Source organism: Streptomyces sp. Ac-502 (assembly GCF_045222935.1).
GTDB classification, from domain to species: Bacteria; Actinomycetota; Actinomycetes; order Streptomycetales; family Streptomycetaceae; genus Streptomyces; species Streptomyces monomycini.
In genome coordinates, this window is the sequence record NZ_JBHFFO010000001.1 from 3,163,816 (window position 1) to 3,184,204 (window position 20,389).

Sequence of the window (20,389 nt, forward strand, 5' to 3'; positions counted from 1 at the left end):
CGCTGCCGTCGGGCCGGGCCCGGCGGGGACTCAGCCCTCCTGGGGCCGGACCTTGGCCGGACCGTGGCCGGTCGAGGCCTTCTTGCCGCCCTGGCCCATGCCGGCCAGGCGCATCACGCCGCCCACCACGGCACCGAGGCCGATCAGGACCATGCCCGCCCAGAAACCGGGCACGTTCGCCAGCACGATGAAGGCGCCGGCGACGCAGAAGCCGATGAACGAGATGATGACGCCGGTCCAGGCGGCGGGAGTGTGTCCGTGGCCACTGCTCGACATGAGTGCTCCTCGTAGCTTTTTCGCGCCTGAGTCGGGGCGCGGTGATCCCTCGCGGTCCATTGTCCCCGATGGCCGGGGTGCGGCCACTACCGGGTCGGGTCCTCGCCCCGGTCCAGGGACTTCCACATCTCTTCCGGGCGGTCCGGGTCCGCGGCGGCGGCGCGGCGCGGGCTGCGGGGAGCCGCGCCGGCGCGCTCGTAGCGCGCGGACATCGCGGGCCAGTGGCGCCCGTACAGCAGCGCCAGCACCCCCGCGATCAGCAGCAGGACGCCGCCGACGACCGCCACCCAGGGCCAGAAGGTGTGCGAGACGTCCTGCACGCCGGCGTCGGACAGTCCGGTCGCGGTGGCCGCCTTCTCGCGGAGCGCGGCGGTGTCGGAGATGCCGAGGTACGCGCCGACGACGGTGCCCAGGCCGCTGAGGGTGAGCAGCACGGCCACCACCGTCCGGCTCGCGCCGCGCACGGCGAAGAGGGCGACCAGGGCGGCCAGCCCGACGATGGCGAGCGCGCCGGGCACGCCCGTGACGTCCTGTCCCGACGCGGTCTGCGGCAGTTGCCCCTGGGCGACGACGGCGGTGGCCTTCGCCCAGGTGCGGCCGGAGGCCAGCAGCACGACGGCGGCACCGGCCGCACCGGCGATCAGCGCGAGGGCCAGGCTCTTGCCGCTGCGTGCGGGCTTGGGCGGCGAGGACGACGGGGACACTGTCGCGCCGGTACGGGAAGGGTCTACGGCAGTCACACCCACCACTGTACGGAGGCGGCGCGCCCGCTTCCCGCGCGCGGTCCCCCTGCCCCGCGAAGGCCCTGCTCAGGCCCCGGTCCGCGAGCCACCGTGCTCAGGTCCGGGCCCGTCGGCCGCGATCAAGGCCCCGGCCCGCCGGCCCGAGTCCCCCGGTCCGCCGGCCGTGCTCAGGCCCCCAGCCCGTTGGCCGTGTGCACCGCCCGAAGTACGGCGGCCGCCTTGTTGCGGCACTCCGTGTCCTCCGCCACCGGGTCGGAGTCCGCGACGACGCCCGCGCCCGCCTGGACGTACGCGGTGCCGTCCCGCAGCAGCGCGGTACGGATCGCGATGGCGGTGTCGGAGTCGCCGGCGAAGTCGAGGTAGCCGACGCAGCCGCCGTACAGGCCGCGCCGGGTCGGCTCCAGCTCCTCGATGATCTGCATCGCGCGCGGCTTGGGGGCGCCGGACAGGGTGCCCGCGGGGAAGCAGGCGGTGAGCACGTCGAAGGCGGTACGGCCGGGCGCCAGCCGCCCGGTGACGGTGGAGACGATGTGCATGACATGGCTGTAGCGCTCGACGGACATGAAGTCGACGACCTCGACGCTGCCGGGCTCGCAGACCCGGCCCAGGTCGTTGCGGCCGAGGTCGACGAGCATCAGGTGCTCGGCGCGTTCCTTCGGGTCGGCCATCAGCTCGTCGGCGAGGGCCTGGTCCTCCGGGACGGTCGCGCCGCGCGGCCGGGTGCCCGCGATGGGATGCAGCGTGGCCTGCCCGTTCTCGACCTTGACCAGCGCCTCGGGGCTGGAGCCGACGATGTCGATGCCGTCCTCGAAGCGGAGCAGGTACATGTACGGGCTGGGGTTGGTGGCCCGCAGCACCCGGTAGACGTCCAACGCGGAGGCGGTGCAGGCGGTTTCGAAGCGCTGCGAGGGCACCACCTGGAAGGCGTCGCCCGCGCGGATGCGCTCCTTCACGTCCTCGACCGCCTCCTGGTAGGCGGGGCCGCCCCACTGCGCGGTGTACGGGGGCAGTTCGGAGGGCGGCAGGGCCGCGGCGCTCGCGGGGGCCGGGCGGGCCAGGTCGTAGGCCATCGCGTCCAGCCGGGCCACGGCGTCCGCGTACGCCTCGTCCACGCCGGTGTCCAGGTCGTTGTGGTTGATGGCGTTGGCGATCAGCAGGACCGTGCCGTTCCAGTGGTCCAGTACGGCCAGGTCGGAGGTGAGCAGCATGGTCAGCTCGGGCAGGCCGAGGTCGTCCGTGGTGCTGTCGCCGATCTTCTCCAGCCGGCGCACGATGTCGTAGCCGAGGTAGCCGACCATGCCGCCGGTGAAGGGCGGCAGTCCCTCGCCCTCGATCAGGTCACGCGGGGTGTGCAGCGCCTCGACGGTGGTGCGGAGCGCGGCGAGCGGGTCGCCGCCGTCGGGCATGCCGACCGGCGGGGTGCCCAGCCAGTGCGCCTGCCCGTCGCGCACGGTCAGGGTCGCGGCGCTGCGGACGCCGATGAAGGAATACCGGGACCAGGTACGGCCGTTCTCGGCCGATTCGAGCAGGAAGGTGCCCGGGCGTTCAGCGGCCAGCTTGCGGTAGAGGCCCACCGGGGTGTCGCCGTCGGCGAGCAGGCGCCGGGTGACGGGGATGACCCGCCGGTCCTTGGCGAGCGTGCGGAAGTTCTCCAGGTCTGGCGTGGCGGTGCCGGTGGTTCCCGAGGTCATGGCGCGGAGCCTACTGCCCTTCGGTGAGCACATCCTCATCGAAGCAGGTACGGGCTCCGGTGTGACAGGCCGCGCCGACCTGGTCGACCTTCACCAGGACCGTGTCCGCGTCGCAGTCCAGGGCGACGGACTTCACGTGCTGGACGTGTCCGGAGGTGTCGCCCTTGACCCAGTATTCCTGGCGGCTGCGGCTCCAGTACGTGCAGCGGCCGGTGGTGAGCGTGCGGTGCAGCGCCTCGTCGTCCATCCAGCCGAGCATCAGCACCTCGCCGGTGTCGTACTGCTGGGCGATGGCGGGGACCAGACCGTCGGCGTCCCGCTTGAGGCGGGCGGCGACGGCCGGGTCGAGCTGGGAATTCGGGACGCGGCTGCTCATGCGTCCATTGTGCCGTGTGCCGCGTACCTGACGGCGCGCGCGGTGCGGGTGGCGTACGGCATCCTGCCTCCATGAACCGCCAGCCGCCGCCTCCGGACGCCGACCGTACGGCGAAGGTCGCGTCGGCGGTACTGCTCGCGATCTTCATCGCCGGGCTGCTGGTCGCGGTCGTCCTGCTGCTGCGGGGCTGACGCCGTACGGCGGGGACGAAGCCGGGACGGAGACGCGAAGCCGGGGCCGGGACGCGGGGCCGGGGCCGGGCCACGGGGCCGCTGCCGTACGGCCGAGGAGCGGCGCCGCTGCCGTACGTCCGAGGGCTCCGGGCCGGCCGGCGGACCGGAATCCGGCCACGCATCCGGACGTACCCGACGCCGTGGCCGGAGCGCGGCACCGTGGCACCTGCCGCATCCCGGTCGTAGGGTGGGTCCATGTCGACCCATGCGAAGCGCGAACGGCTGCTGCTTGCCGACCTGTTGGAGAGCGCCGGATCCGAGGCGCCGACGCTGTGCGAGGGCTGGACCGCGCGGGACCTCGCCGCACACGTCGTGGTGCGTGAGCGGCGTGCGGACGCCGCCGGCGGTCTGCTGCTCAAACCGCTGGCGAGCCGCCTGGAGCGGGTGCAGCGGGAGTTCGCCGCGAAGCCGTTCGACGAGCTGTTGCGGCTGATCAGGACCGGTCCGCCCAAGCTGTCGCCGTTCTCGCTCAAGCAGATCGACGAGGCGTCCAACACGGTCGAGTTCTTCGTCCACTCCGAGGACGTACGGCGGGCGCAGACCGACTGGACGCCGCGTGAGCTGGACCCGGTCTTCTCGGACGCCCTGTGGTCCCGCCTGGAGAAGATGGCGCGGCTGCTGGGACGCAAGTCACCGGTGGGGCTGGTGCTGCGGCGGCCGGACGGCCGGACCGCGGTGGCCCACCGGGGCACGCCGGTCGTCACGGCCACCGGGGAGCCGGGCGAGCTGCTGCTGTTCACGTTCGGCCGGCAGACGGTGGCCGATGTGCGGTTGGACGGGGACAAGGACGCGGTGGCCAAGGTGCTGGAGGCCGGGCTCGGCCTGTAGGCAGTCGGGCCCGGGGGCGCTCCGTCGGCCCCGGGCCCGCGTTTCACCGTTCCCTGTCGACCTCGTAGAGCCCGCCCGGCTCCTGGAGTTCCAGCACGCGCAGCCGCCGGTAGTCCGTCTCGATCTGCCGCTCGTCCTCGTGCAGGAGGTAGCAGACGCCGGGTGACGTCGCCGAGTCCACCGTGGGGCTGAGGAAGTCGCCGGCCCGGACACCGAGGTGGTGGTCGGCGTACGACGGCAGCTCGCGCAGCCGCTCGAAGCCGTCCAGGGACGTCAGCCGCCCCGCGAACGGGGAGATCAGCGAGACGTAGCGCAGATTGGTGCGCGGCTCGGCCGGGACGGCGGCGCGGGCGGCGAAGGCCGCCGGGTCGCTGCCGGCCAGGGCGGTCAGTTCCACGTGGTTGGTGCCGAAGCAGCGGCTGACCACGTGCGGCAGGATGCTGCCGGCCAGCCGGGCGCCGGTCTCGATCAGGACGGGCCCCTCGTCGGTCAGCATGACCTCCGAGTGCGCGGGCCCCCACCGCACCCCGAGCGCGTCCAGGACGCCCAGCAGGTACGGGACGAGGGCGGCGGCAGCGGGGTCGTGCGCGGTCAGCGGCTCCTCGTAGTCGTAGATCGCCGCCCCGCTGCGGCCGCGCCGCTTGTGGTAGCGCCAGATCTCGGCGATGTGGTGGCGGCCGTCGACACTGACGCTGTTGGCGAAGTACTCGGTGCCGGTCAGGCGTTCCTGGAGGACGACGGTCCCGTTGCGGTTGCCCTGGATGTTGGACGAGCTGAGGATGTGGCCGAACGAGGTGCACAGTTCGACCGGGTCGGCGCAGAAGAAGACGTTGTCGGTGCCCGCGCTGTCGGCGGGCTTGACGACCAGCGGCCAGCGGCCGTGGGCCCGCGCCCAGCCGAGGGCGGTGTCGAAGCGCGAGGTGCGCAGGGTGTCGGGGGCGCGCAGCCCGTGGGCCCGGACGGCCATCGCCATGTCGTACTTGTCGCGCCGTACCCGCCGCTCGTCCGGGGCGTTGCCGGGCAGGCCGAGGCGGCGGGCGAGGGTGTCGGCGAGGTCGACGCCGCTCTCGTTGCCGGGCAGGACGAAGGCGGGGGCGGCCGGGCGGACCGCGTCCAGCAGCGCCTCCAGGTCGCCGTCGTGCACCAGGCATTCGGTGAAGGCGCCCTGCGGGAAGGTCCGCGTGAGGTAGGAGGGAAGGGCCGGGGTGCTCTGCACATGGACGCACTTGACCCCGCGTTCGGCGAGGGCGGCGGGCAGGAAACGGCCGGTGGAGTAGGCGTCAACGATCAGACACTGCATGGGTCCTGCTTTCCTGCGCCACCGCGGCCGGGGGCGCGCCCCGGCGGGCCAGCAGCCCGATCGCGATGAAGACGGTGATCACGGCGATGCCGAGGGTCGACGGCACCGAGAACGTCAGCCGGGAGTCGGCCAGCTGGAGGAGGAGGGTCATGGCGGGCGCGAGCGCGCAGATCATGGAGGCGGTCATCGGGGTCACCTTGCGCACCCCGATCTGCACCAGACAGGCGGGGATCGAGACGCCGATGACGGCCACCACCGCGCCGGGCACCAGCGCCCGGCCCAGCTGCTCGGCCCCGGAGAAGGACGCCAGTGTCCAGCCGACCGCCGCCACCAGGCCGAACCGCAGCCCCATGACGGTGGGCACGTCCACCCCGGCCGCGCCCAGGCGGGCGGAGAAGACGACGTTGGCGGCCCCGCCGGCACCGGAGACGACCGCGGCGCACAGGCCCAGCGTCATGGCCAGGGCGGCCCGGTCGCCCACGCCGCTGCGGCCGTCCAGCGACGCCCAGACCAGTCCGGCGAGGGTGAGCAGGATGCCGGCCGCGGAGAGGATCTCGCCGGGCAGGACGCGGTCCCGCTTCCACCACAGGGCCTGGAGCAGGACGGTGAAGGCGGGGCCGATGGCTATCGACACCACGTTGGTGACGGCCGGTTCCATGAGCTTGAGGGCGTAGAGGAGCGTCAGCCAGGTCACGGCGGTGGTGATGTTGAGGACGAGGAGGTCGGCGGCGTGCGCCCGGACGACGGCCAGCAGCCGGGCCGGGCGCAGCCGCACGACGGCGAGCAGGCAGAAGAACGCCCCGGTCAGGGTGAAGGCGACCGCGGCCACGCTCCCCGGATCCACGTGCTGCAGGCGTTCGGCGGCGAAGACGTCCACCAGGGCGGAGAACAGGCTGAAGACGAGCAGCGCGGTCACGGCGCCTCCTCAGCGCCGCGGCCGCGGCCCGAAGACCGCCTCGCCGACCCGCACCGTGGTCGCGCCTTCGGCCACCGCGGTCTCGAAGTCGGCGCTCATCCCCATGCTGAGCTGCCGCAGGCCCGACGCGGCGGCCAGGGCGCGCAGCGTTCTGAAGTGCGGGCGGGGGTCGCTGCCGTACGGCGGGATGCACATCAGGCCGACGACGGGCAGGCCGTAGGTGTCCACGCATTCCTTGACGAACGCGTCCGTCCCGGCGGCGGGCACGCCGCTCTTGTGCGGTTCGTCGCCGGTGTTGACCTGGAGGAAGCAGTCCGGGCGGCGCCCGGCGCGGTCCATGGCGGCGGCCAGCGCCGCGGCCAGGCGTGGCCGGTCCACGCTGTGCAGCACGTCGAAGGCGCGGACCGCCGCCCCGGCCTTGTTGGTCTGCAACGGGCCGATGAGGTGGAGCCGGGTGCCGGGGAAGCGTTCCCGCAGCGGCGGCCACTTGCCCTGCACCTCCTGCACCCGGCTCTCGCCGAAGTGCCGGTGTCCGGCTTCCAGGGCGGCGGCGATCGCGGGCGGGCCGTGGAACTTGCTGACGGCGACGAACCGTACGTCCCGGGGCGGCACCCCGGCCCGCGTACAGGCCAGGTCCAGCCGGCCGGTGACGGCGGCCAGGCGCGCCGCGAGGTCCGGCTCCGCCGTGGAAAGCCGCTCGGCGCTCATGAGTCCGTCCCCGCCCCGTACTGCTCGTACCGGCCGTCCCAGATGCTGAGGTACTTCCAGGCGGAGTCGAACAGCACGGTGACCACGATCTCTTCGGGCGGCAGGGTCCTGGCCAGCCGCTGGGCGGCGAAGATGTTGCCGCCGGCGGTGGGCCCGACCGGCAGCCCCTCCTCGGAGATGAGGCGTTTCATGGTGTTCCAGCCGTCGTCGCCGGTGATCAGTTCGACCTCGTCGACGAGTTCCTCGCGCAGGTTGGCCGGCACCTTGCCCGGGCCCAGGCCCATCATGTTGTGGCTGTGGTGCTCGAAGGGCAGGCCGTGGCGCTTGGCGTACAGGGCGGCCGAGCGGTCCACCTCGACGGCCCACGTCCGCAGGGCGGGGTGGGCGCTCTTGAGGACGTCGGCGATGCCGGTGAAGGTGCCGCCGGTGCCGATGGAGCAGATGAAGTGGCCGGGGGTCTCGCCCGCCGCGTGCAGGTCGGCGACGAGTTCGCGGCCGCAGGAGCGCCAGGCACGCCAGTTGAGCTGGTTGGTGGACTGGTCGAGGAAGTGGCTGCCGGGGTGTTCGGCCACGTACCGCCGGGCGGTCTCCTCGCCCTCCAGCAGGAAGCCGTCCGCGGAGGTTTCGACGACCGTGCCGCCCCAGGAGGCGATCTGTTTCCGGCGCTCTTCGGTCATGCCTTCCGGCATGATGACGACGATGCGGTATCCGCGTTGGGCGCCGACGCGGGACAGCGCGGCGCCGCCATTTCCGGTCGAACATTCGACCAAGGTCATTCCGGGGCTGATCGTTTTGATCCGCTCCAGTTCATCGATCATGTAGGAGAAGACGCGGTCCTTGTGACTTCCGGTCGGATTACGGAATTCGCATTTGGCGAATACGCGTGCGGCTCCGGGTTCGGCGATGTGGCGCAGTTCGTACAGCGGTGTGCGGCCGGTATCGGCGCCGGGGCTGGTCGTGCTCACACGAAACTCCTCGGGCGGGCGTGAACGGTGGTGTTCCGGCATGCGTACGGAGAGGGGGACGCGACGCGCGCGAGGGCGTGCGGCGGCGTGCCCCGTGCGGCGTTCAGCCCAGGACGGCCACGCGGCCGGACTCCGGGTCGACCGCGATACGGATGACCGAGCGGACCTCGATGCCGAAGCGCTCGGCGACCCGCTGCCGGCCGCCGTTCTCCGGCTTCTCCACCGCCACCAGGACTTCCTCCACCCGGGCACCGGCCGCCCGGACGGCCTCGATCAGGGCGATCAGGGTGCCGCCGGTGCTGATGGTGTCGTCGACGATCGTCACCCGGTCGCCCGGCTCGACGCCGTTGACGAAGAGCGTGCCCGCGAAGTACTCGCTGTCCAGCGGCACCGAGATGCCGTGCCCGCTCAGGTCGTAGGTGTACCAGCGGGCGACGGCGAGCGGCAGCCCGACGGCCAGCGACACCGCGCTGCCGAGAATCGCGCCCTTGTCCTCCTCGACCAGGATCTTCCCGGTCTCGAAACTACCCAGTTCGATCAGTCGGCTGGTCGCCTCCGCGAGTACTTCCGGGCGGAGTGCGGGTGACTGGTCGGTGAATTCGTTGACCGTGGTGAGATGCCGACCCGATTTGACGGTCGGCGCGCCTGCGTAAACCTCTTCCAGCAACATCGGATTTCCTGTGCCTTTCCCCCGTGGCGCGCATCACTGTGCCGTTGTCCGGCAAGTGCAGCCTTTTTTACCGCCGCAAACGTAGAAAAGGCAATGGTCGCCCTGGATTGTGCCCGGAAACAGCCTGTTCTCGTTGGGGCCCCTGTGCCTCGCACCGGTTCGCGCCCCCTGCCACCTGGGTGACACCCCGTATGGGGGCGCGTATTTTCTCGGCCGCATGGCCGAAAAGCGTCCCGCCCCCGGCCCCCGTCGGGGCCGTCGCGCGCCATGTCGCGTCAGCCGCCCGGCCGCTCCAGTCCCAGCTGTGCCAGCAGTATGCGCCGGAGTTCCCGGGCGGCCCGCGGCGGCGAGACGTCCCCCCGGTGCGCCACCGAGATCACCCGGTGCATGCCCGGCGTCGCGAAGCGGGTGACGCGCAGCCCCGAGCGTTCGGCGACCATGCTGGGCACGACCGCGACGCCCAGCCCGGCCCGTACGAAGCCCAGTACCGCGTCCATCTCACCGCCCTCCACGGTGAAGACCGGCTCGAACCCGGCCGCCCGGCACGCCGCCGTGGTGAACTCCCGCAGGTCGTAGCCGCGCCGGAACATCGCCAGCGGCCGGTCCCGCAGGTCCTCGACGCGCATCCGCCGGCCGCCGCCCACCGGGGCCGGGCGGTCCGGCGCGGAGACCACGACCAGTTCCTCGCGCAGCAGTTCGGCGGTGGCCAGGGCCGGGGCCTGCTCGGGCAGCGGCGTGATGATGAGGGCCAGGTCCAGTTCACCGGCGGCGAGGACCCTGACGAGGTCTTGCGAACCGTCCTCGTGGACGACCAGTTCCACGCCCGGATAGGCGGTGTGGAAGACGCTCAGCACGTCCGGGACCAGGCTCGCGCACAGGCTGGGCGGCGCGCCGAGCCGCAGCCGGCCGCGCCTGAGCTGCGCGACCTCCTGCACCTCGCGCCGGGCGGTCTCGGTGTCGGCGAGGATGCGCCGGGCCAGCGGCAGCAGGGTCCGGCCCGCGTCGGTGAGGGTGATGTGGCCGCGCGCCCGGTGGAACAGGTCCGCGCCCAGCTCCCGCTCCAGGGCCTTGATCTGCTGCGAGAGGGAGGGCTGCGCGACATGCTCGCGCTCGGCGGCGCGGGTGAAGTGGCGGGTGTCCGCGACCGCCACGAAATAGCGGAGCTGCTGGGGCTGCATACGGCCGATGATAGGCACCGATAGGCATTGCCTATGGAGATGAGCCGGACCATGTCTTGGACTGATGGGCCGGCCGGTCCTTACCGTCGGGACCCATGGCACTGGACACCCGGACGGAACGACGGCCGTCCTTCGCGGGCCTGCTGTGGCGCTCGACCGTCGGCAAGAAGACCGCGATGGCGGCCAGCGGCGTGGTGATGCTGCTGTACCTGGTCGCGCACATGATGGGCAACCTCAAGATTTTCTTCGGCTCCGACGAGTTCAACGGCTACGCGCACTGGCTTCGGACCGTCGGCGAACCCTTCCTGCACCACGAGTGGTTCCTGTGGATCGCCCGGGTGGTGCTGCTGGCCGCCGTCGTCACGCACGGCGTGGCCGCCTTCCAGCTCAGCCGCCGCGACATCAGGGCGCGGCCGGACAAGTACGTGCACAAGAAGCCGCGGCAGAGCTACGCCACCCGCACCATGCGCTGGGGCGGCGTCATCCTCGCCCTCTTCATCGTCTGGCACATCCTGGACCTGACGACGCTGACGGTGAACCCGCGGGCCGAGGCCGGACACCCGTACCAGAACCTGATCGCCTCCTTCGACCGCTGGCCCGTCACCACGCTCTACATCGTGGCGATGCTCGCCCTCGGCCTGCACGTCCGGCACGGGTTCTGGAGCGCCGCGCAGACGCTGGGCGTCGGCAGCGCCGCCCGCGACCGGGTGCTCAAGACCGTCGCCAACCTCCTCGCCCTGGTGCTGACGGCGGGCTTCGTCGCCGTACCGGTGGCCGTCGTGACCGGAGCAGTGAGCTGACATGACCTCCTACACCGAGTACGCGACCGGGGAACCGGTCGCCGACCGCAAGGCGCCCGAGGGCCCGGTCGCCGAGCGCTGGGACACCCGCCGTTTCCAGGCGAAGCTGGTCAACCCGGCCAACCGCCGCAAGCACACCGTCATCGTGGTCGGCACCGGCCTCGCGGGCGGCTCCGCGGGCGCCACGCTCGCCGAGCAGGGCTATCACGTCGTGCAGTTCTGCTACCAGGACTCGCCGCGCCGTGCCCACTCCATCGCCGCGCAGGGCGGCATCAACGCGGCGAAGAACTACCGCAACGACGGCGACTCCGTGCACCGCCTGTTCTACGACACCGTCAAGGGCGGCGACTTCCGCGCCCGCGAGTCCAACGTGCACCGCCTGGCGCAGATCTCCGTCGAGATCATCGACCAGTGCGTGGCCCAGGGCGTGCCCTTCGCCCGCGAGTACGGCGGCCTGCTCGACACCCGCTCCTTCGGCGGCGTCCAGGTCTCCCGTACGTTCTACGCCCGCGGCCAGACCGGACAGCAACTGCTGCTCGGTGCCTACCAGGCACTCTCCCGCCAGATCGCCGCCGGCAACGTCGAGATGCACCCGCGTACGGAGATGCTGGACCTGATCGTCGTGGACGGCCGGGCCCGCGGCATCGTGGCCCGCGACCTGATCACCGGCCGGATCGACACGTACTTCGCGGACGCCGTGGTCCTCGCCTCCGGCGGCTACGGCAACGTCTTCTACCTGTCGACCAACGCCATGAACTCCAACGCCACCGCGATCTGGCGCGCCCACCGGCGCGGCGCGTACTTCGCCAACCCCTGCTTCACCCAGATCCACCCCACCTGCATCCCGCGCACCGGCGACCACCAGTCAAAGCTGACGCTGATGAGCGAGTCGCTGCGCAACGACGGCCGTATCTGGGTCCCGAAGGCCAAGGGCGACACACGGCCGCCCGCCGAGATCCCCGAAGCCGAGCGCGACTACTACCTGGAGCGGATCTACCCCTCCTTCGGCAACCTCGTCCCCCGCGACATCGCCTCCCGCGCCGCCAAGAACGTGTGCGACGAGGGGCGTGGCGTCGGCCCCGGCGGCCAGGGCGTCTACCTGGACTTCGCCGACGCCATCGCGCGGATGGGCCGCAAGGCCGTCGAGGACAAGTACGGCAACCTCTTCGACATGTACGAGCGGATCACCGCGGAGAACCCGTACGAGGTCCCGATGCGGATCTACCCCGCCGTGCACTACACGATGGGCGGGCTGTGGGTCGATTATGACCTCCAGACGACCGTTCCCGGCCTGTTCGCGATCGGTGAGGCCAACTTCTCCGACCACGGCGCCAACCGGCTCGGCGCGTCCGCCCTCATGCAGGGCCTCGCCGACGGCTACTTCGTGCTGCCGTCCACGATCAACGACTACCTGGCCCGCAACCCGCACCACGACGAGATCACCGCCGGCCACCCCGCCGTCCAGGAAGCCCTCGCCGAGACGGAGGACCAGCTCAACCTCCTGCTGTCCGTCGACGGCGACCGCACCCCCGACTCCTTCCACCGCGAACTGGGCGAGCTGATGTGGGAGCTGTGCGGCATGGCCCGTACGGAATCCGGCCTGCGCAAGGCGCTCGACCGCATCCCGCAGATCCGCGAGGAGTTCTGGCGCCGCATCAAGGTGCCCGGCACCGGCGAAGAGTTCAACCAGTCGCTGGAGAAGGCCAACCGCATCGTCGACTACCTGGAGCTGGCCGAGCTGATGTGCCTCGACGCGCTGCACCGCGCCGAGTCCTGCGGCGGCCACTTCCGCGAGGAGTCGCAGACCCCCGACGGCGAGGCCGAGCGCCGCGACGAGGAGTTCTCCTACGCCGCCGCCTGGGAATTCACCGGCACCGGCGCCGCACCCGTCCTGCACAAGGAAGACCTGGTCTTCGAGTACGTCCACCCCACCCAGCGGAGCTACGCATGAAGCTCACCCTGCGCGTCTGGCGGCAGCGCGACGCCGACGCCGACGGCGGCATGTCCACCTACGACGTGGACGGCATCTCCCCCGACATGTCCTTCCTGGAGATGCTCGACACCCTCAACGAGGAACTCATCCTCCAGGGCGACGACCCGGTCGCCTTCGACCACGACTGCCGCGAGGGCATCTGCGGCGCGTGCAGCCTGGTCATCAACGGCGAGGCGCACGGACCGGAGCGCACCACCAGCTGCCAGCTGCACATGCGCTCCTTCCGGGACGGCGACACGATCGACGTCGAGCCGTGGCGCGCGGCGGCCTTCCCCGTCGTACGGGACCTGGTCGTCGACCGCTCCGCCTTCGACCGGATCATCCAGTCCGGCGGCTACGTCACCGCGCCGACCGGCGCCGCCCCCGAGGCCCACGCCACGCCCGTACCGAAGCCGGACGCCGACTTCGCCTTCGAACACGCGGAGTGCATCGGCTGCGGCGCGTGCGTGGCGGCCTGCCCGAACGGCTCGGCGATGCTGTTCACCTCGGCGAAGGTCAACCACCTCAACGTGCTGCCGCAGGGCGCTCCGGAACGCGAGACCCGGGTGCTCGACATGGTGGGGCAGATGGACGACGAAGGGTTCGGCGGCTGCACCCTGGCCGGAGAATGCGCCACCGCCTGCCCGAAGGGCATCCCGCTGTTCAGCATCACCAAGATGAACCGGGAGTACGTACGGGCGGCCCGCAAGGGCAGGCGCTGACGCGGAAACCCTTCGCCTCAGTCGAACGCGCCGTGCCGGCGCAGCCAGGCCATCGGATCGACCGCCGACCCGTAGGCGGGCGTCGACCGTACCTCGAAGTGCAGATGCGGTCCGGTGACGTTGCCGGTGGCGCCGGACCGCCCGATGCGCTCGCCGGCGCCGACGGTGGCGCCCACCGGCACCCGGATCTGCGAGAGATGCGCGTACTGCGTGTACGACCCGCCGTGGTGCCGGACGACGACCTCGTAGCCGTACGCGCCGCCCCAGCCCGCCTTCACCACAGTGCCGCCGCGGGCGGCGCGGACGGCGGTGCCGACCGGTACGGCGAAGTCCTGCCCGGTGTGCCCGTTGGCCCAGTGGCCGCCACCGGCCCCGAACCCGGCGGTGAGGGTGCCGCCGCGCACCGGCCGCACGGCGTCGCCGGACGCGGCGCGCACGGAAGGCCGGGCGGCGGAGCGCGAGGCGTGCCGCTGCGGTGTCGCGGCCTTACCGCTGAGCTTCAGTTTCGTACCGACCTTGATCAGATCAGGATCACCGCCGACCGCCGAGCGATTGCTCGCGTACAGCTTCGCCCAGCCGCCCTTGACCCCCTGCTTCGCGGCGATCCCGGAGAGGCTGTCACCGGGGGCGACGGTGTACGTCCCGCCGTCCGCGGCGGAGGCGACGGACGCGCCGACGACCGGCAGCGCGAGGGTCGCGGCCGCGGTCGAGGCGCGGGTGAGTAATCGCCCCGCACCTCTGCGGCGGCGGGGTGCTCGGTGACGGCCGGTCGGGGAGAACATCATGGCGGGGCGTCCTTCCGGTGGGCATCCGGGATCCGAACGCCAGCACGGTATGGAGGCCCCGTCCATGAACACAAGCACCATGGGCGAATCGGTCAGCGGCTGTCCCGATAGGCCCGTTACGCGCCCGGGTTCCGGCCCTTCGCAGTTCCCTTCAGGTTCCTTTGGTGTCACTCGGAGGCAAGACGGCTGCTGTGGGCCCCAGAGGCAAACACGCGCCGAGGCACTCTCCACCAGTGTGTGGAGAGTGCCTCGGCTCAACAGAAGCACATGCTGCCGGCTCACCGCACCGGATGCCCCGCCCCCCGCAACGTCTCCTTGACCTCGCCGATCCGCAGCTCACCGAAGTGGAAGACGGAGGCGGCCAGCACCGCGTCGGCGCCTGCCTCGACGGCGGGCGGGAAGTCCGCCAGGCGGCCCGCGCCGCCGCTGGCGATGACCGGGACCGTGACGTGCTCGCGGACGGCGGCGATCATCTCGGTGTCGTAGCCGTCCTTGGTGCCGTCGGCGTCCATGGAGTTCAGGAGGATCTCGCCGGCGCCGAGTTCGGCGGCGCGGTGGGCCCATTCGACGGCGTCGAGGCCGGTGCCGCGGCGGCCGCCGTGCGTGGTGACCTCGAAGGAGCCGGTCTCGGTGCGGCGGGCGTCGACGGACAGGACCAGGACCTGACTGCCGAAGCGTTCGGCGATCTCACGGATCAGGTCGGGGCGGGCGATGGCGGCGGTGTTGACGCCGACCTTGTCCGCGCCGGCGCGCAGGAGTCTGTCGACGTCCTCGGGGGTACGGACGCCGCCGCCGACGGTGAGGGGGATGAAGACCTGTTCGGCGGTGCGGCGGACCACGTCGTAGGTGGTCTCGCGGTTGCCGGAGGACGCGGTGATGTCCAGGAACGTCAGCTCGTCGGCGCCCTCCTGGCCGTAGACCTTGGCCATCTCGACGGGGTCGCCGGCGTCGCGGAGGTTCTGGAAGTTGACGCCCTTGACGACCCGGCCGTTGTCCACGTCCAGGCAGGGGATGACTCGGACCGCCAGGGTCATGTGCTCGTGGCCTCTCTGCATGCTTCGAGTTCGACTTCGACCAGTACGCGCGAGTCGGCGAAGCCGGAGACCACGACCAGGGTCGTGGCGGGCCGTACGGCGTCGAAGAGTTCCTTGTGGGCGCGGGCCGCCTCGTCCACGTCCCGCGCGTGGGTCAGGTACATCCGGGTGCGGACGACCGAACCGGCCCCGAGCCCGAACGGCTTTAGGGCCTCCAGCGCGCTGGTGAAGGCGACCTTCGTCTGCTCGTACGGATCGCCCTCCCCGTACAGCACGCCGTCGACCAGTGGCATCGTGCCGGCGACCAGAACGCGGTCGCCGGCCGCCACGGCGCGCGCGAAGCCGATGATCTCTTCCCAGGGACTGTCGGTCTGCGCGCGCTCGATGGTCATGACGAAACGGCCTCCAATGCCTCTTCCAGGGTGAACGCCTTGGCGTAGAGCGCCTTACCGACGATCGCGCCCTCGACGCCTTCCGGTACCAGGGTGGCAATCGCCCGGAGGTCGTCAAGGAGGAGACGCCGCCGGACGCGACGACCGGCTTGTCGGTCGCGGCGCAGACGTTCCGCAGCAGCTCCAGGTTGGGGCCCTGGAGGGTGCCGTCCTTGTTGATGTCGGTGACGACGTAGCGGGCGCAGCCCTCGGAGTCCAGGCGGGCCAGCGTCTCGTAGAGGTCGCCGCCGTCGCGGGTCCAGCCGCGGCCGCGCAGGGTGGTGCCGCGGACGTCCAGGCCGACCGCGATCTTGTCGCCGTGCTCGGCGATGACCTCGGCGACCCACTCGGGGGTCTCCAGCGCGGCCGTACCGAGGTTGACGCGCTTGCAGCCGGTGGCGAGCGCGGCCTCCAGGGAGGCGTTGTCGCGGATGCCGCCGGAGAGTTCGACCTTGATGTCCATGCGCTGGGCGACCTCGGCGATCCGCTCGCGGTTGTCGCCGGTGCCGAACGCCGCGTCGAGGTCGACCAGGTGCAGCCACTCGGCGCCCGCCTGCTGCCAGGCCAGCGCGGCCTGGAGCGGGTCGCCGTAGGACGTCTCGGAGCCGGACTCGCCGTGCACGAGGCGGACCGCCTGGCCGTCGCGGACGTCGACGGCGGGGAGGAGTTCGAGCTTGCTCATCGCGGAGGGTCCTAGAGGGTCTTGGTCCAGTTGGACAGCAGCTGGGCGCCGGCGTCGCCGGACTTCTCGGGGTGGAACTGGGTGGCCCACAGGGGGCCGTTCTCGACGGCGGCCACGAACGGCTCGCCGTGTGTGGCCCAGGTGACCTGGGGCGCGCGCATGTTCGGGTTGCCGACTTCCAGCTCCCAGTCGCGTACGGCGTAGGAGTGCACGAAGTAGTAGCGGGCGTCGGCGGGCAGGCCGTCGAAGAGCCGCGTGCCCTCCGGTGCCTGGACGGTGTTCCAGCCCATGTGCGGGACGACGTCGGCCTTGAGCGGGCCGACCGTGCCGGGCCACTCGTCCAGGCCCTCGGTCTCCACGCCGTGCTCGATGCCGCGCGAGAAGAGGATCTGCATGCCGACACAGATGCCCATGACCGGGCGTCCGCCGGACAGCCGGCGGCCGATGACCCAGTCGCCGCGGGCCTCGCGCAGGCCCTTCATGCAGGCGGCGAAGGCTCCGACGCCGGGGACGAGCAGGCCGTCGGCGTTCATCGCCTTGTCGTAGTCACCGGTGATCTCCACATCGGCGCCGACGTGCGCGAGGGCGCGTTCGGCGGAGCGGACGTTGCCGAAGCCGTAGTCGAAGACGACGACCTTCTTCGCGGGTGCGGTGCTCTTCGCGGGTGCGGTACTCAATTCCACACATCCAGGCGGAGAACGCCGGCGACCAGGCACATGGCCGAGCCGATGCCCAGCAGGACGAGCACGCTCTTGCCCATCCCCTGCTTCCAGAAGGAGTAGAGCCCGCCGAGCAGGAAGAGACCGAGGACGATGAAGACGGTGGACAGGCCGTTCACAGCGCTCCCTTGGTGGACGGGAGGATGCCGGCGGCGCGCGGGTCGCGCTCGCTGGCGTAGCGCAGCGCGCGGGCCAGCGCCTTGAACTGGCACTCCACGATGTGGTGGGCGTTGCGCCCGTACGGGACGTGGACGTGCAGGGCGATCTGCGCCTGCGCGACGAAGGACTCCAGGATGTGCCGGGTCATCGTCGTGTCGTACGTGCCGATCATCGGCGCGATGTTCTCCGGCTCGGTGTGCACCAGGTAGGGGCGGCCGGAGAGGTCGACGGTCACCTGGGCCAGCGACTCGTCCAGCGGGACGGTGCAGTTGCCGAAGCGGTAGATGCCGACCTTGTCGCCGAGGGCCTGCTTGAAGGCGGCACCCAGCGCGAGGGCGGTGTCCTCGATGGTGTGGTGGGTGTCGATGTGCAGGTCACCGTCGGTCTTGACCTTGAGGTCGAACAGGCCGTGCCGGCCGAGCTGGTCGAGCATGTGGTCGTAGAAGCCGACGCCTGTCGACACCTCGACCTGTCCGGTGCCGTCGAGATCGATCTCGACCAGCACCGAGGTCTCCTTCGTGGTGCGCTCCACGCGCCCAACGCGGTTCATCGGTTCTCCTTCAGTACTGCACGGACCGCGTCGAGGAACGCGTCGTTCTCGGCGGGGGTTCCCGCGGTGACCCGCAGCCAGCCCGGCACGCCGTTGTCCCGGACCAGGACGCCGTGGTCGCGGAGGGCCTGCCAGAAGGCGTGCTGGTCCTCGAACGAGCCGAACTGGACGAAGTTGGCGTCGGAGTCGACCACCTCGCAGCCGGCCGCGCGCAGCTCGTCCACCAGCCGGTCGCGCTCGGTCTTGAGCTGGTCGACGTACTTCAGGAGCGTGTCGGTGTGCTCCAGGGCGGCGAGCGCGGTGGCCTGGGTGACGGACGAGAGGTGGTACGGCAGGCGGACGAGCTGGACGGCGTCGACCACGGCCGGGTCGGCGGCCAGGTAGCCAAGGCGCAGCCCGGCGGCGCCGAACGCCTTGGACATGGTGCGCGAGACGACCAGGTTGGGGCGGCCCTCGATCAGCGGGAGCAGCGAGGGGCGGTGGCTGAACTCGCCGTACGCCTCGTCCACGACGACCAGCGCGCCGCCGGTGTCCGCGCGAGCCGCCTGCGCGGCCTCGTACAGCGCGAGGACCGTTTCGGCGGCGACGGCGGTGCCGGTGGGGTTGTTGGGCGAGCAGACGAAGACCACGTCGGGCCGCCGCTCGCCGATGGCCGCCACGGCCGCCTCGACGTCGATGGTGAAGTCGTCGTTGCGCGGGCCGGAGATCCAGCCGGTGCCGGTGCCGCGCGAGATCAGGCCGTGCATGGAGTACGAGGGCTCGAAGCCGATGGCGGTGCGGCCGGGCCCGCCGAAGGTCTGGAGCAGCTGCTGGATGACCTCGTTGGAGCCGTTGGCGGCCCAGACGTGGGCCGCGGTGACCTGGTGGCCGCCGGTGCGCGTCAGGTAGGCGGCCAGTTCGGTGCGCAGCTCCACCGCGTCCCGGTCGGGGTAGCGGTTCAGCTCGCGGGCGGCCTCGGTGACCCGCTCGGCGATCCGCCGTACCAGCGGCTCGGGCAGCGGGTACGGGTTCTCGTTGGTGTTCAGGCGTACGGGGACGTCCAGCTGCGGCGCGCCGTAGGGGGACTTGCCGCGCAGCTCGTCCCGGATGGGAAGGTCGTCGATCTTCGTCACGTGCTCGCTCACTCGCCCTGCGGGATCTTCCAGTCGAACCTGGCCTTCAGCGCCGCGCCGTGGGCCGGGAGGTCCTCGGCCTCGGCGAGGGTCACCACATGGTGGGCGACCTCGGCCAGCGCGTCGCGGCTGTAGTCCACGACGTGGATGCCGCGCAGGAACGACTGGACGGACAGGCCCGAGGAGTGGCAGGCGCAGCCGCCGGTGGGCAGGACGTGGTTGGAGCCGGCGCAGTAGTCGCCGAGCGAGACGGGCGCGTACGGGCCGACGAAGATCGCGCCGGCGTTGCGCACGCGGGCGGCGACCGCGGACGCGTCGGCGGTCTGGATCTCCAAGTGCTCGGCGCCGTACGCGTCGACGACCTTCAGGCCCTCGTCCACGCCGTCCACCAGGACGATCGCGGACTGCCGGCCGGCCAGCGCGGTGCTGATCCGCTCGGTGTGTTTGGTGGCGGCCACCTGGGTCTTCAGCTCGGTCTCGACGGCGGCGGTCAGTTCGGCCGAGTCGGTGACCAGGACGGCGGCCGCGAGCGTGTCGTGCTCGGCCTGGCTGATCAGGTCGGCGGCGACGTGCGCGGCGTCGGCGGTGGCGTCCGCGAGGACCGCGATCTCGGTGGGCCCGGCCTCCGCGTCGATGCCGATCCGGCCCTTGAGCAGACGCTTGGCGGCGGCGACGTAGATGTTGCCGGGGCCGGTGACCAGGTTGACCGGGCGGCACTCCTCGGTGCCGTACGCGAACATGGCGATGGCCTGGGCGCCGCCGGCCGCGTACACCTCGTCCACGCCGAGCAGGGCGCAGGCGGCGAGGATGGTCGGGTGCGGCAGGCCGCCGAACTCCGCCTGCGGCGGGGAGGTGACGGCGACGCCTTCGACGCCCGCCTCCTGCGCCGGAACCACGTTCATGACCACGGAGGACGGGTAAACCGCCAGGCCACCGGGTACATACAGGCCGACGCGCTCGACCGGGACCCAGCGCTCGGTGACCGTGCCGCCGGGGACGACCTTGGTGGTGACGTCCGTGCGGCGCTGCTCGCGGTGGACGATCCGGGCACGCCGGATCGACTCCTCCAGGGCGGCCCGGACGGCCGGGTCCAGCTCCGCGAGCGCCCGCTGAAGCGCCTCGGCGGGCACGCGTACGCGCTCGATGGCGACCCCGTCGAACCGATGGGCGTACTCGATCAGCGCGGCCGTCCCACGATGGCGCACGTCCTCGCAGATGGGCCGCACCTTCTCCAGGGCGGCTTCCACGTCGAACTCGGCACGGGGCAGCAGGTCGCGCAGGGCGCCGCCCTCGGGGAGGGCGTCACCGCGCAGATCGATTCGGGAGATCACCCCTCCAGTGTCTCAGACCCGTTCCCGCGCCCGAGCGCCCGTATCGGTCGGTGATACACAGCTCGGTCGGTGAGGCGCGGTACCGGAACGGACCGGGGCGGTGTCGGGGTCGCGTCGGGGCGTGCCGAGACGGCGCCGGGGGCCGCGCCGGGGCCCGGTCGCGCGGCCGCGGGTCCGGCCGGCCGCAAGACCGTCTCGAAGTGATCCT

The 20,389-nt window shown here is 71.9% G+C and carries 22 protein-coding genes and 1 pseudogene; 4 read left to right on the top strand and 19 right to left on the bottom strand.

The features are described from left to right. Positions 1-30: 30 nt before the first annotated feature. The 4 genes from ACEXOX_RS14220 to hisI form a co-directional block, all read right to left on the bottom strand. On the bottom strand, positions 31-276 hold the full coding sequence (locus tag ACEXOX_RS14220) for an HGxxPAAW family protein (protein ID WP_406520948.1): 246 nt from the start codon (positions 274-276) through the stop codon (positions 31-33). An 86-nt stretch (positions 277-362) separates the two neighbouring features. Further along, a complete protein-coding gene (locus ACEXOX_RS14225) occupies positions 363-1,016 on the bottom strand; it encodes a TIGR02234 family membrane protein (RefSeq protein ID WP_406520950.1) in 654 nt (217 codons plus the stop codon). Between the two features lie 170 nt (positions 1,017-1,186). Next, on the bottom strand, positions 1,187-2,710 hold the full coding sequence (locus ACEXOX_RS14230) for an anthranilate synthase component I (RefSeq protein ID WP_406520952.1): 1,524 nt from the start codon (positions 2,708-2,710) through the stop codon (positions 1,187-1,189). Between the two features lie 10 nt (positions 2,711-2,720). Then, the gene (gene hisI / locus ACEXOX_RS14235) at positions 2,721-3,086 is read right to left on the bottom strand and encodes a phosphoribosyl-AMP cyclohydrolase (RefSeq protein WP_030020933.1); all 366 of its coding nucleotides are present in this window, start codon (positions 3,084-3,086) and stop codon (positions 2,721-2,723) included. A 428-nt stretch (positions 3,087-3,514) separates the two neighbouring features. Here hisI and ACEXOX_RS14240 point away from each other — a divergent pair, with 428 nt between their 5' ends. Further along, positions 3,515-4,147, top strand: a complete 633-nt coding sequence (locus ACEXOX_RS14240) for a TIGR03085 family metal-binding protein (protein ID WP_406520954.1) — start codon at positions 3,515-3,517, stop codon at positions 4,145-4,147. A gap of 43 nt (positions 4,148-4,190) precedes the next feature. Here the strand turns inward: ACEXOX_RS14240 and ACEXOX_RS14245 are convergent, their stop codons facing one another. The 6 genes from ACEXOX_RS14245 to ACEXOX_RS14270 form a co-directional block, all read right to left on the bottom strand. Next, the gene (locus ACEXOX_RS14245; protein ID WP_406520955.1) at positions 4,191-5,447 is read right to left on the bottom strand and encodes an ATP-grasp domain-containing protein; all 1,257 of its coding nucleotides are present in this window, start codon (positions 5,445-5,447) and stop codon (positions 4,191-4,193) included. Continuing rightward, on the bottom strand, positions 5,428-6,363 hold the full coding sequence (locus ACEXOX_RS14250) for an EamA family transporter (protein ID WP_406520956.1): 936 nt from the start codon (positions 6,361-6,363) through the stop codon (positions 5,428-5,430). The genes ACEXOX_RS14245 and ACEXOX_RS14250 overlap by 20 nt, the downstream gene beginning before the upstream one ends. A 9-nt stretch (positions 6,364-6,372) precedes the next feature. Continuing rightward, on the bottom strand, positions 6,373-7,071 hold the full coding sequence (locus ACEXOX_RS14255) for a YggS family pyridoxal phosphate-dependent enzyme (protein WP_406520958.1): 699 nt from the start codon (positions 7,069-7,071) through the stop codon (positions 6,373-6,375). After that, the gene (locus tag ACEXOX_RS14260) at positions 7,068-8,036 is read right to left on the bottom strand and encodes a PLP-dependent cysteine synthase family protein (protein WP_406520960.1); all 969 of its coding nucleotides are present in this window, start codon (positions 8,034-8,036) and stop codon (positions 7,068-7,070) included. Before ACEXOX_RS14260 ends, ACEXOX_RS14255 begins: the two co-directional genes overlap by 4 nt. Positions 8,037-8,139: 103 nt before the next feature. Beyond that, the gene (locus tag ACEXOX_RS14265) at positions 8,140-8,706 is read right to left on the bottom strand and encodes a phosphoribosyltransferase family protein (protein WP_030020928.1); all 567 of its coding nucleotides are present in this window, start codon (positions 8,704-8,706) and stop codon (positions 8,140-8,142) included. Between the two features lie 275 nt (positions 8,707-8,981). Then, a complete protein-coding gene (locus tag ACEXOX_RS14270) occupies positions 8,982-9,884 on the bottom strand; it encodes a LysR family transcriptional regulator (RefSeq protein WP_406520961.1) in 903 nt (300 codons plus the stop codon). A 95-nt stretch (positions 9,885-9,979) separates the two neighbouring features. Between ACEXOX_RS14270 and ACEXOX_RS14275 the strand changes: the two genes are divergently transcribed. From ACEXOX_RS14275 to ACEXOX_RS14285, 3 genes are read left to right on the top strand one after another with little or no spacing between them, the layout of a single operon-like run. Continuing rightward, entirely contained in the window at positions 9,980-10,684 is a 705-nt protein-coding gene (locus ACEXOX_RS14275) for a succinate dehydrogenase cytochrome b subunit (RefSeq protein ID WP_406520963.1), read from the top strand. A gap of 1 nt (position 10,685) precedes the next feature. Further along, positions 10,686-12,635, top strand: coding sequence for a fumarate reductase/succinate dehydrogenase flavoprotein subunit (locus tag ACEXOX_RS14280; protein ID WP_406520965.1), 1,950 nt, complete (start codon positions 10,686-10,688; stop codon positions 12,633-12,635). Beyond that, entirely contained in the window at positions 12,632-13,378 is a 747-nt protein-coding gene (locus ACEXOX_RS14285; protein WP_406520966.1) for a succinate dehydrogenase/fumarate reductase iron-sulfur subunit, read from the top strand. The genes ACEXOX_RS14280 and ACEXOX_RS14285 overlap by 4 nt, the downstream gene beginning before the upstream one ends. Before the next feature lie 17 nt (positions 13,379-13,395). On the opposite strand, the gene ACEXOX_RS14290 is transcribed toward ACEXOX_RS14285, so the two are convergent. The 9 genes and pseudogenes from ACEXOX_RS14290 to hisD all read right to left on the bottom strand — a co-directional run bounded on the left by ACEXOX_RS14290 (position 13,396) and on the right by hisD (position 20,181). After that, a complete protein-coding gene (locus ACEXOX_RS14290; RefSeq protein WP_406520968.1) occupies positions 13,396-14,163 on the bottom strand; it encodes a M23 family metallopeptidase in 768 nt (255 codons plus the stop codon). 278 nt (positions 14,164-14,441) lie between these two features. Further along, positions 14,442-15,197: an imidazole glycerol phosphate synthase subunit HisF gene (gene hisF / locus ACEXOX_RS14295; RefSeq protein WP_406520970.1), complete on the bottom strand. Its 756-nt coding sequence runs from the start codon at positions 15,195-15,197 to the stop codon at positions 14,442-14,444. Beyond that, positions 15,194-15,589: a RidA family protein gene (locus tag ACEXOX_RS14300; protein WP_406520972.1), complete on the bottom strand. Its 396-nt coding sequence runs from the start codon at positions 15,587-15,589 to the stop codon at positions 15,194-15,196. The genes hisF and ACEXOX_RS14300 overlap by 4 nt, the downstream gene beginning before the upstream one ends. Next, positions 15,586-16,310 (bottom strand): annotated as a pseudogene (gene priA / locus ACEXOX_RS14305) (bifunctional 1-(5-phosphoribosyl)-5-((5-phosphoribosylamino)methylideneamino)imidazole-4-carboxamide isomerase/phosphoribosylanthranilate isomerase PriA). Before priA ends, ACEXOX_RS14300 begins: the two are co-directional and overlap by 4 nt. An 11-nt stretch (positions 16,311-16,321) precedes the next feature. Beyond that, complete coding sequence (gene hisH, locus ACEXOX_RS14310; protein ID WP_406520973.1) at positions 16,322-16,987, bottom strand: imidazole glycerol phosphate synthase subunit HisH; 666 nt, start codon at positions 16,985-16,987, stop codon at positions 16,322-16,324. Beyond that, positions 16,984-17,148: a hypothetical protein gene (locus ACEXOX_RS14315; protein ID WP_030020918.1), complete on the bottom strand. Its 165-nt coding sequence runs from the start codon at positions 17,146-17,148 to the stop codon at positions 16,984-16,986. The genes hisH and ACEXOX_RS14315 overlap by 4 nt, the downstream gene beginning before the upstream one ends. After that, a complete protein-coding gene (gene hisB, locus ACEXOX_RS14320) occupies positions 17,145-17,738 on the bottom strand; it encodes an imidazoleglycerol-phosphate dehydratase HisB (RefSeq protein WP_030020917.1) in 594 nt (197 codons plus the stop codon). Before hisB ends, ACEXOX_RS14315 begins: the two co-directional genes overlap by 4 nt. Next, positions 17,735-18,850: a histidinol-phosphate transaminase gene (locus tag ACEXOX_RS14325; protein ID WP_406526346.1), complete on the bottom strand. Its 1,116-nt coding sequence runs from the start codon at positions 18,848-18,850 to the stop codon at positions 17,735-17,737. The genes hisB and ACEXOX_RS14325 overlap by 4 nt, the downstream gene beginning before the upstream one ends. Positions 18,851-18,858: 8 nt before the next feature. Further along, positions 18,859-20,181 (bottom strand): histidinol dehydrogenase, encoded by a 1,323-nt coding sequence (gene hisD, locus ACEXOX_RS14330; protein ID WP_406520975.1) that lies wholly within the window; start codon positions 20,179-20,181, stop codon positions 18,859-18,861. Positions 20,182-20,389 lie beyond the last annotated feature (208 nt).

Coding starts and splice junctions, on each gene's coding strand:
- ACEXOX_RS14220 (WP_406520948.1), bottom strand. CDS start 276: ATGTCGAGCAGTGGCCACGGACACACTCCCGCCGCCTGGACCGGCGTC.
- ACEXOX_RS14230 (WP_406520952.1), bottom strand. CDS start 2,710: ATGACCTCGGGAACCACCGGCACCGCCACGCCAGACCTGGAGAACTTC.
- hisI (WP_030020933.1), bottom strand. CDS start 3,086: ATGAGCAGCCGCGTCCCGAATTCCCAGCTCGACCCGGCCGTCGCCGCC.
- ACEXOX_RS14240 (WP_406520954.1), top strand. CDS start 3,515: ATGTCGACCCATGCGAAGCGCGAACGGCTGCTGCTTGCCGACCTGTTG.
- ACEXOX_RS14245 (WP_406520955.1), bottom strand. CDS start 5,447: ATGCAGTGTCTGATCGTTGACGCCTACTCCACCGGCCGTTTCCTGCCC.
- ACEXOX_RS14255 (WP_406520958.1), bottom strand. CDS start 7,071: ATGAGCGCCGAGCGGCTTTCCACGGCGGAGCCGGACCTCGCGGCGCGC.
- ACEXOX_RS14265 (WP_030020928.1), bottom strand. CDS start 8,706: ATGTTGCTGGAAGAGGTTTACGCAGGCGCGCCGACCGTCAAATCGGGT.
- ACEXOX_RS14270 (WP_406520961.1), bottom strand. CDS start 9,884: ATGCAGCCCCAGCAGCTCCGCTATTTCGTGGCGGTCGCGGACACCCGC.
- ACEXOX_RS14275 (WP_406520963.1), top strand. CDS start 9,980: ATGGCACTGGACACCCGGACGGAACGACGGCCGTCCTTCGCGGGCCTG.
- ACEXOX_RS14280 (WP_406520965.1), top strand. CDS start 10,686: ATGACCTCCTACACCGAGTACGCGACCGGGGAACCGGTCGCCGACCGC.
- ACEXOX_RS14285 (WP_406520966.1), top strand. CDS start 12,632: ATGAAGCTCACCCTGCGCGTCTGGCGGCAGCGCGACGCCGACGCCGAC.
- ACEXOX_RS14290 (WP_406520968.1), bottom strand. CDS start 14,163: ATGATGTTCTCCCCGACCGGCCGTCACCGAGCACCCCGCCGCCGCAGA.
- hisF (WP_406520970.1), bottom strand. CDS start 15,197: ATGACCCTGGCGGTCCGAGTCATCCCCTGCCTGGACGTGGACAACGGC.
- ACEXOX_RS14300 (WP_406520972.1), bottom strand. CDS start 15,589: ATGACCATCGAGCGCGCGCAGACCGACAGTCCCTGGGAAGAGATCATC.
- hisB (WP_030020917.1), bottom strand. CDS start 17,738: ATGAACCGCGTTGGGCGCGTGGAGCGCACCACGAAGGAGACCTCGGTG.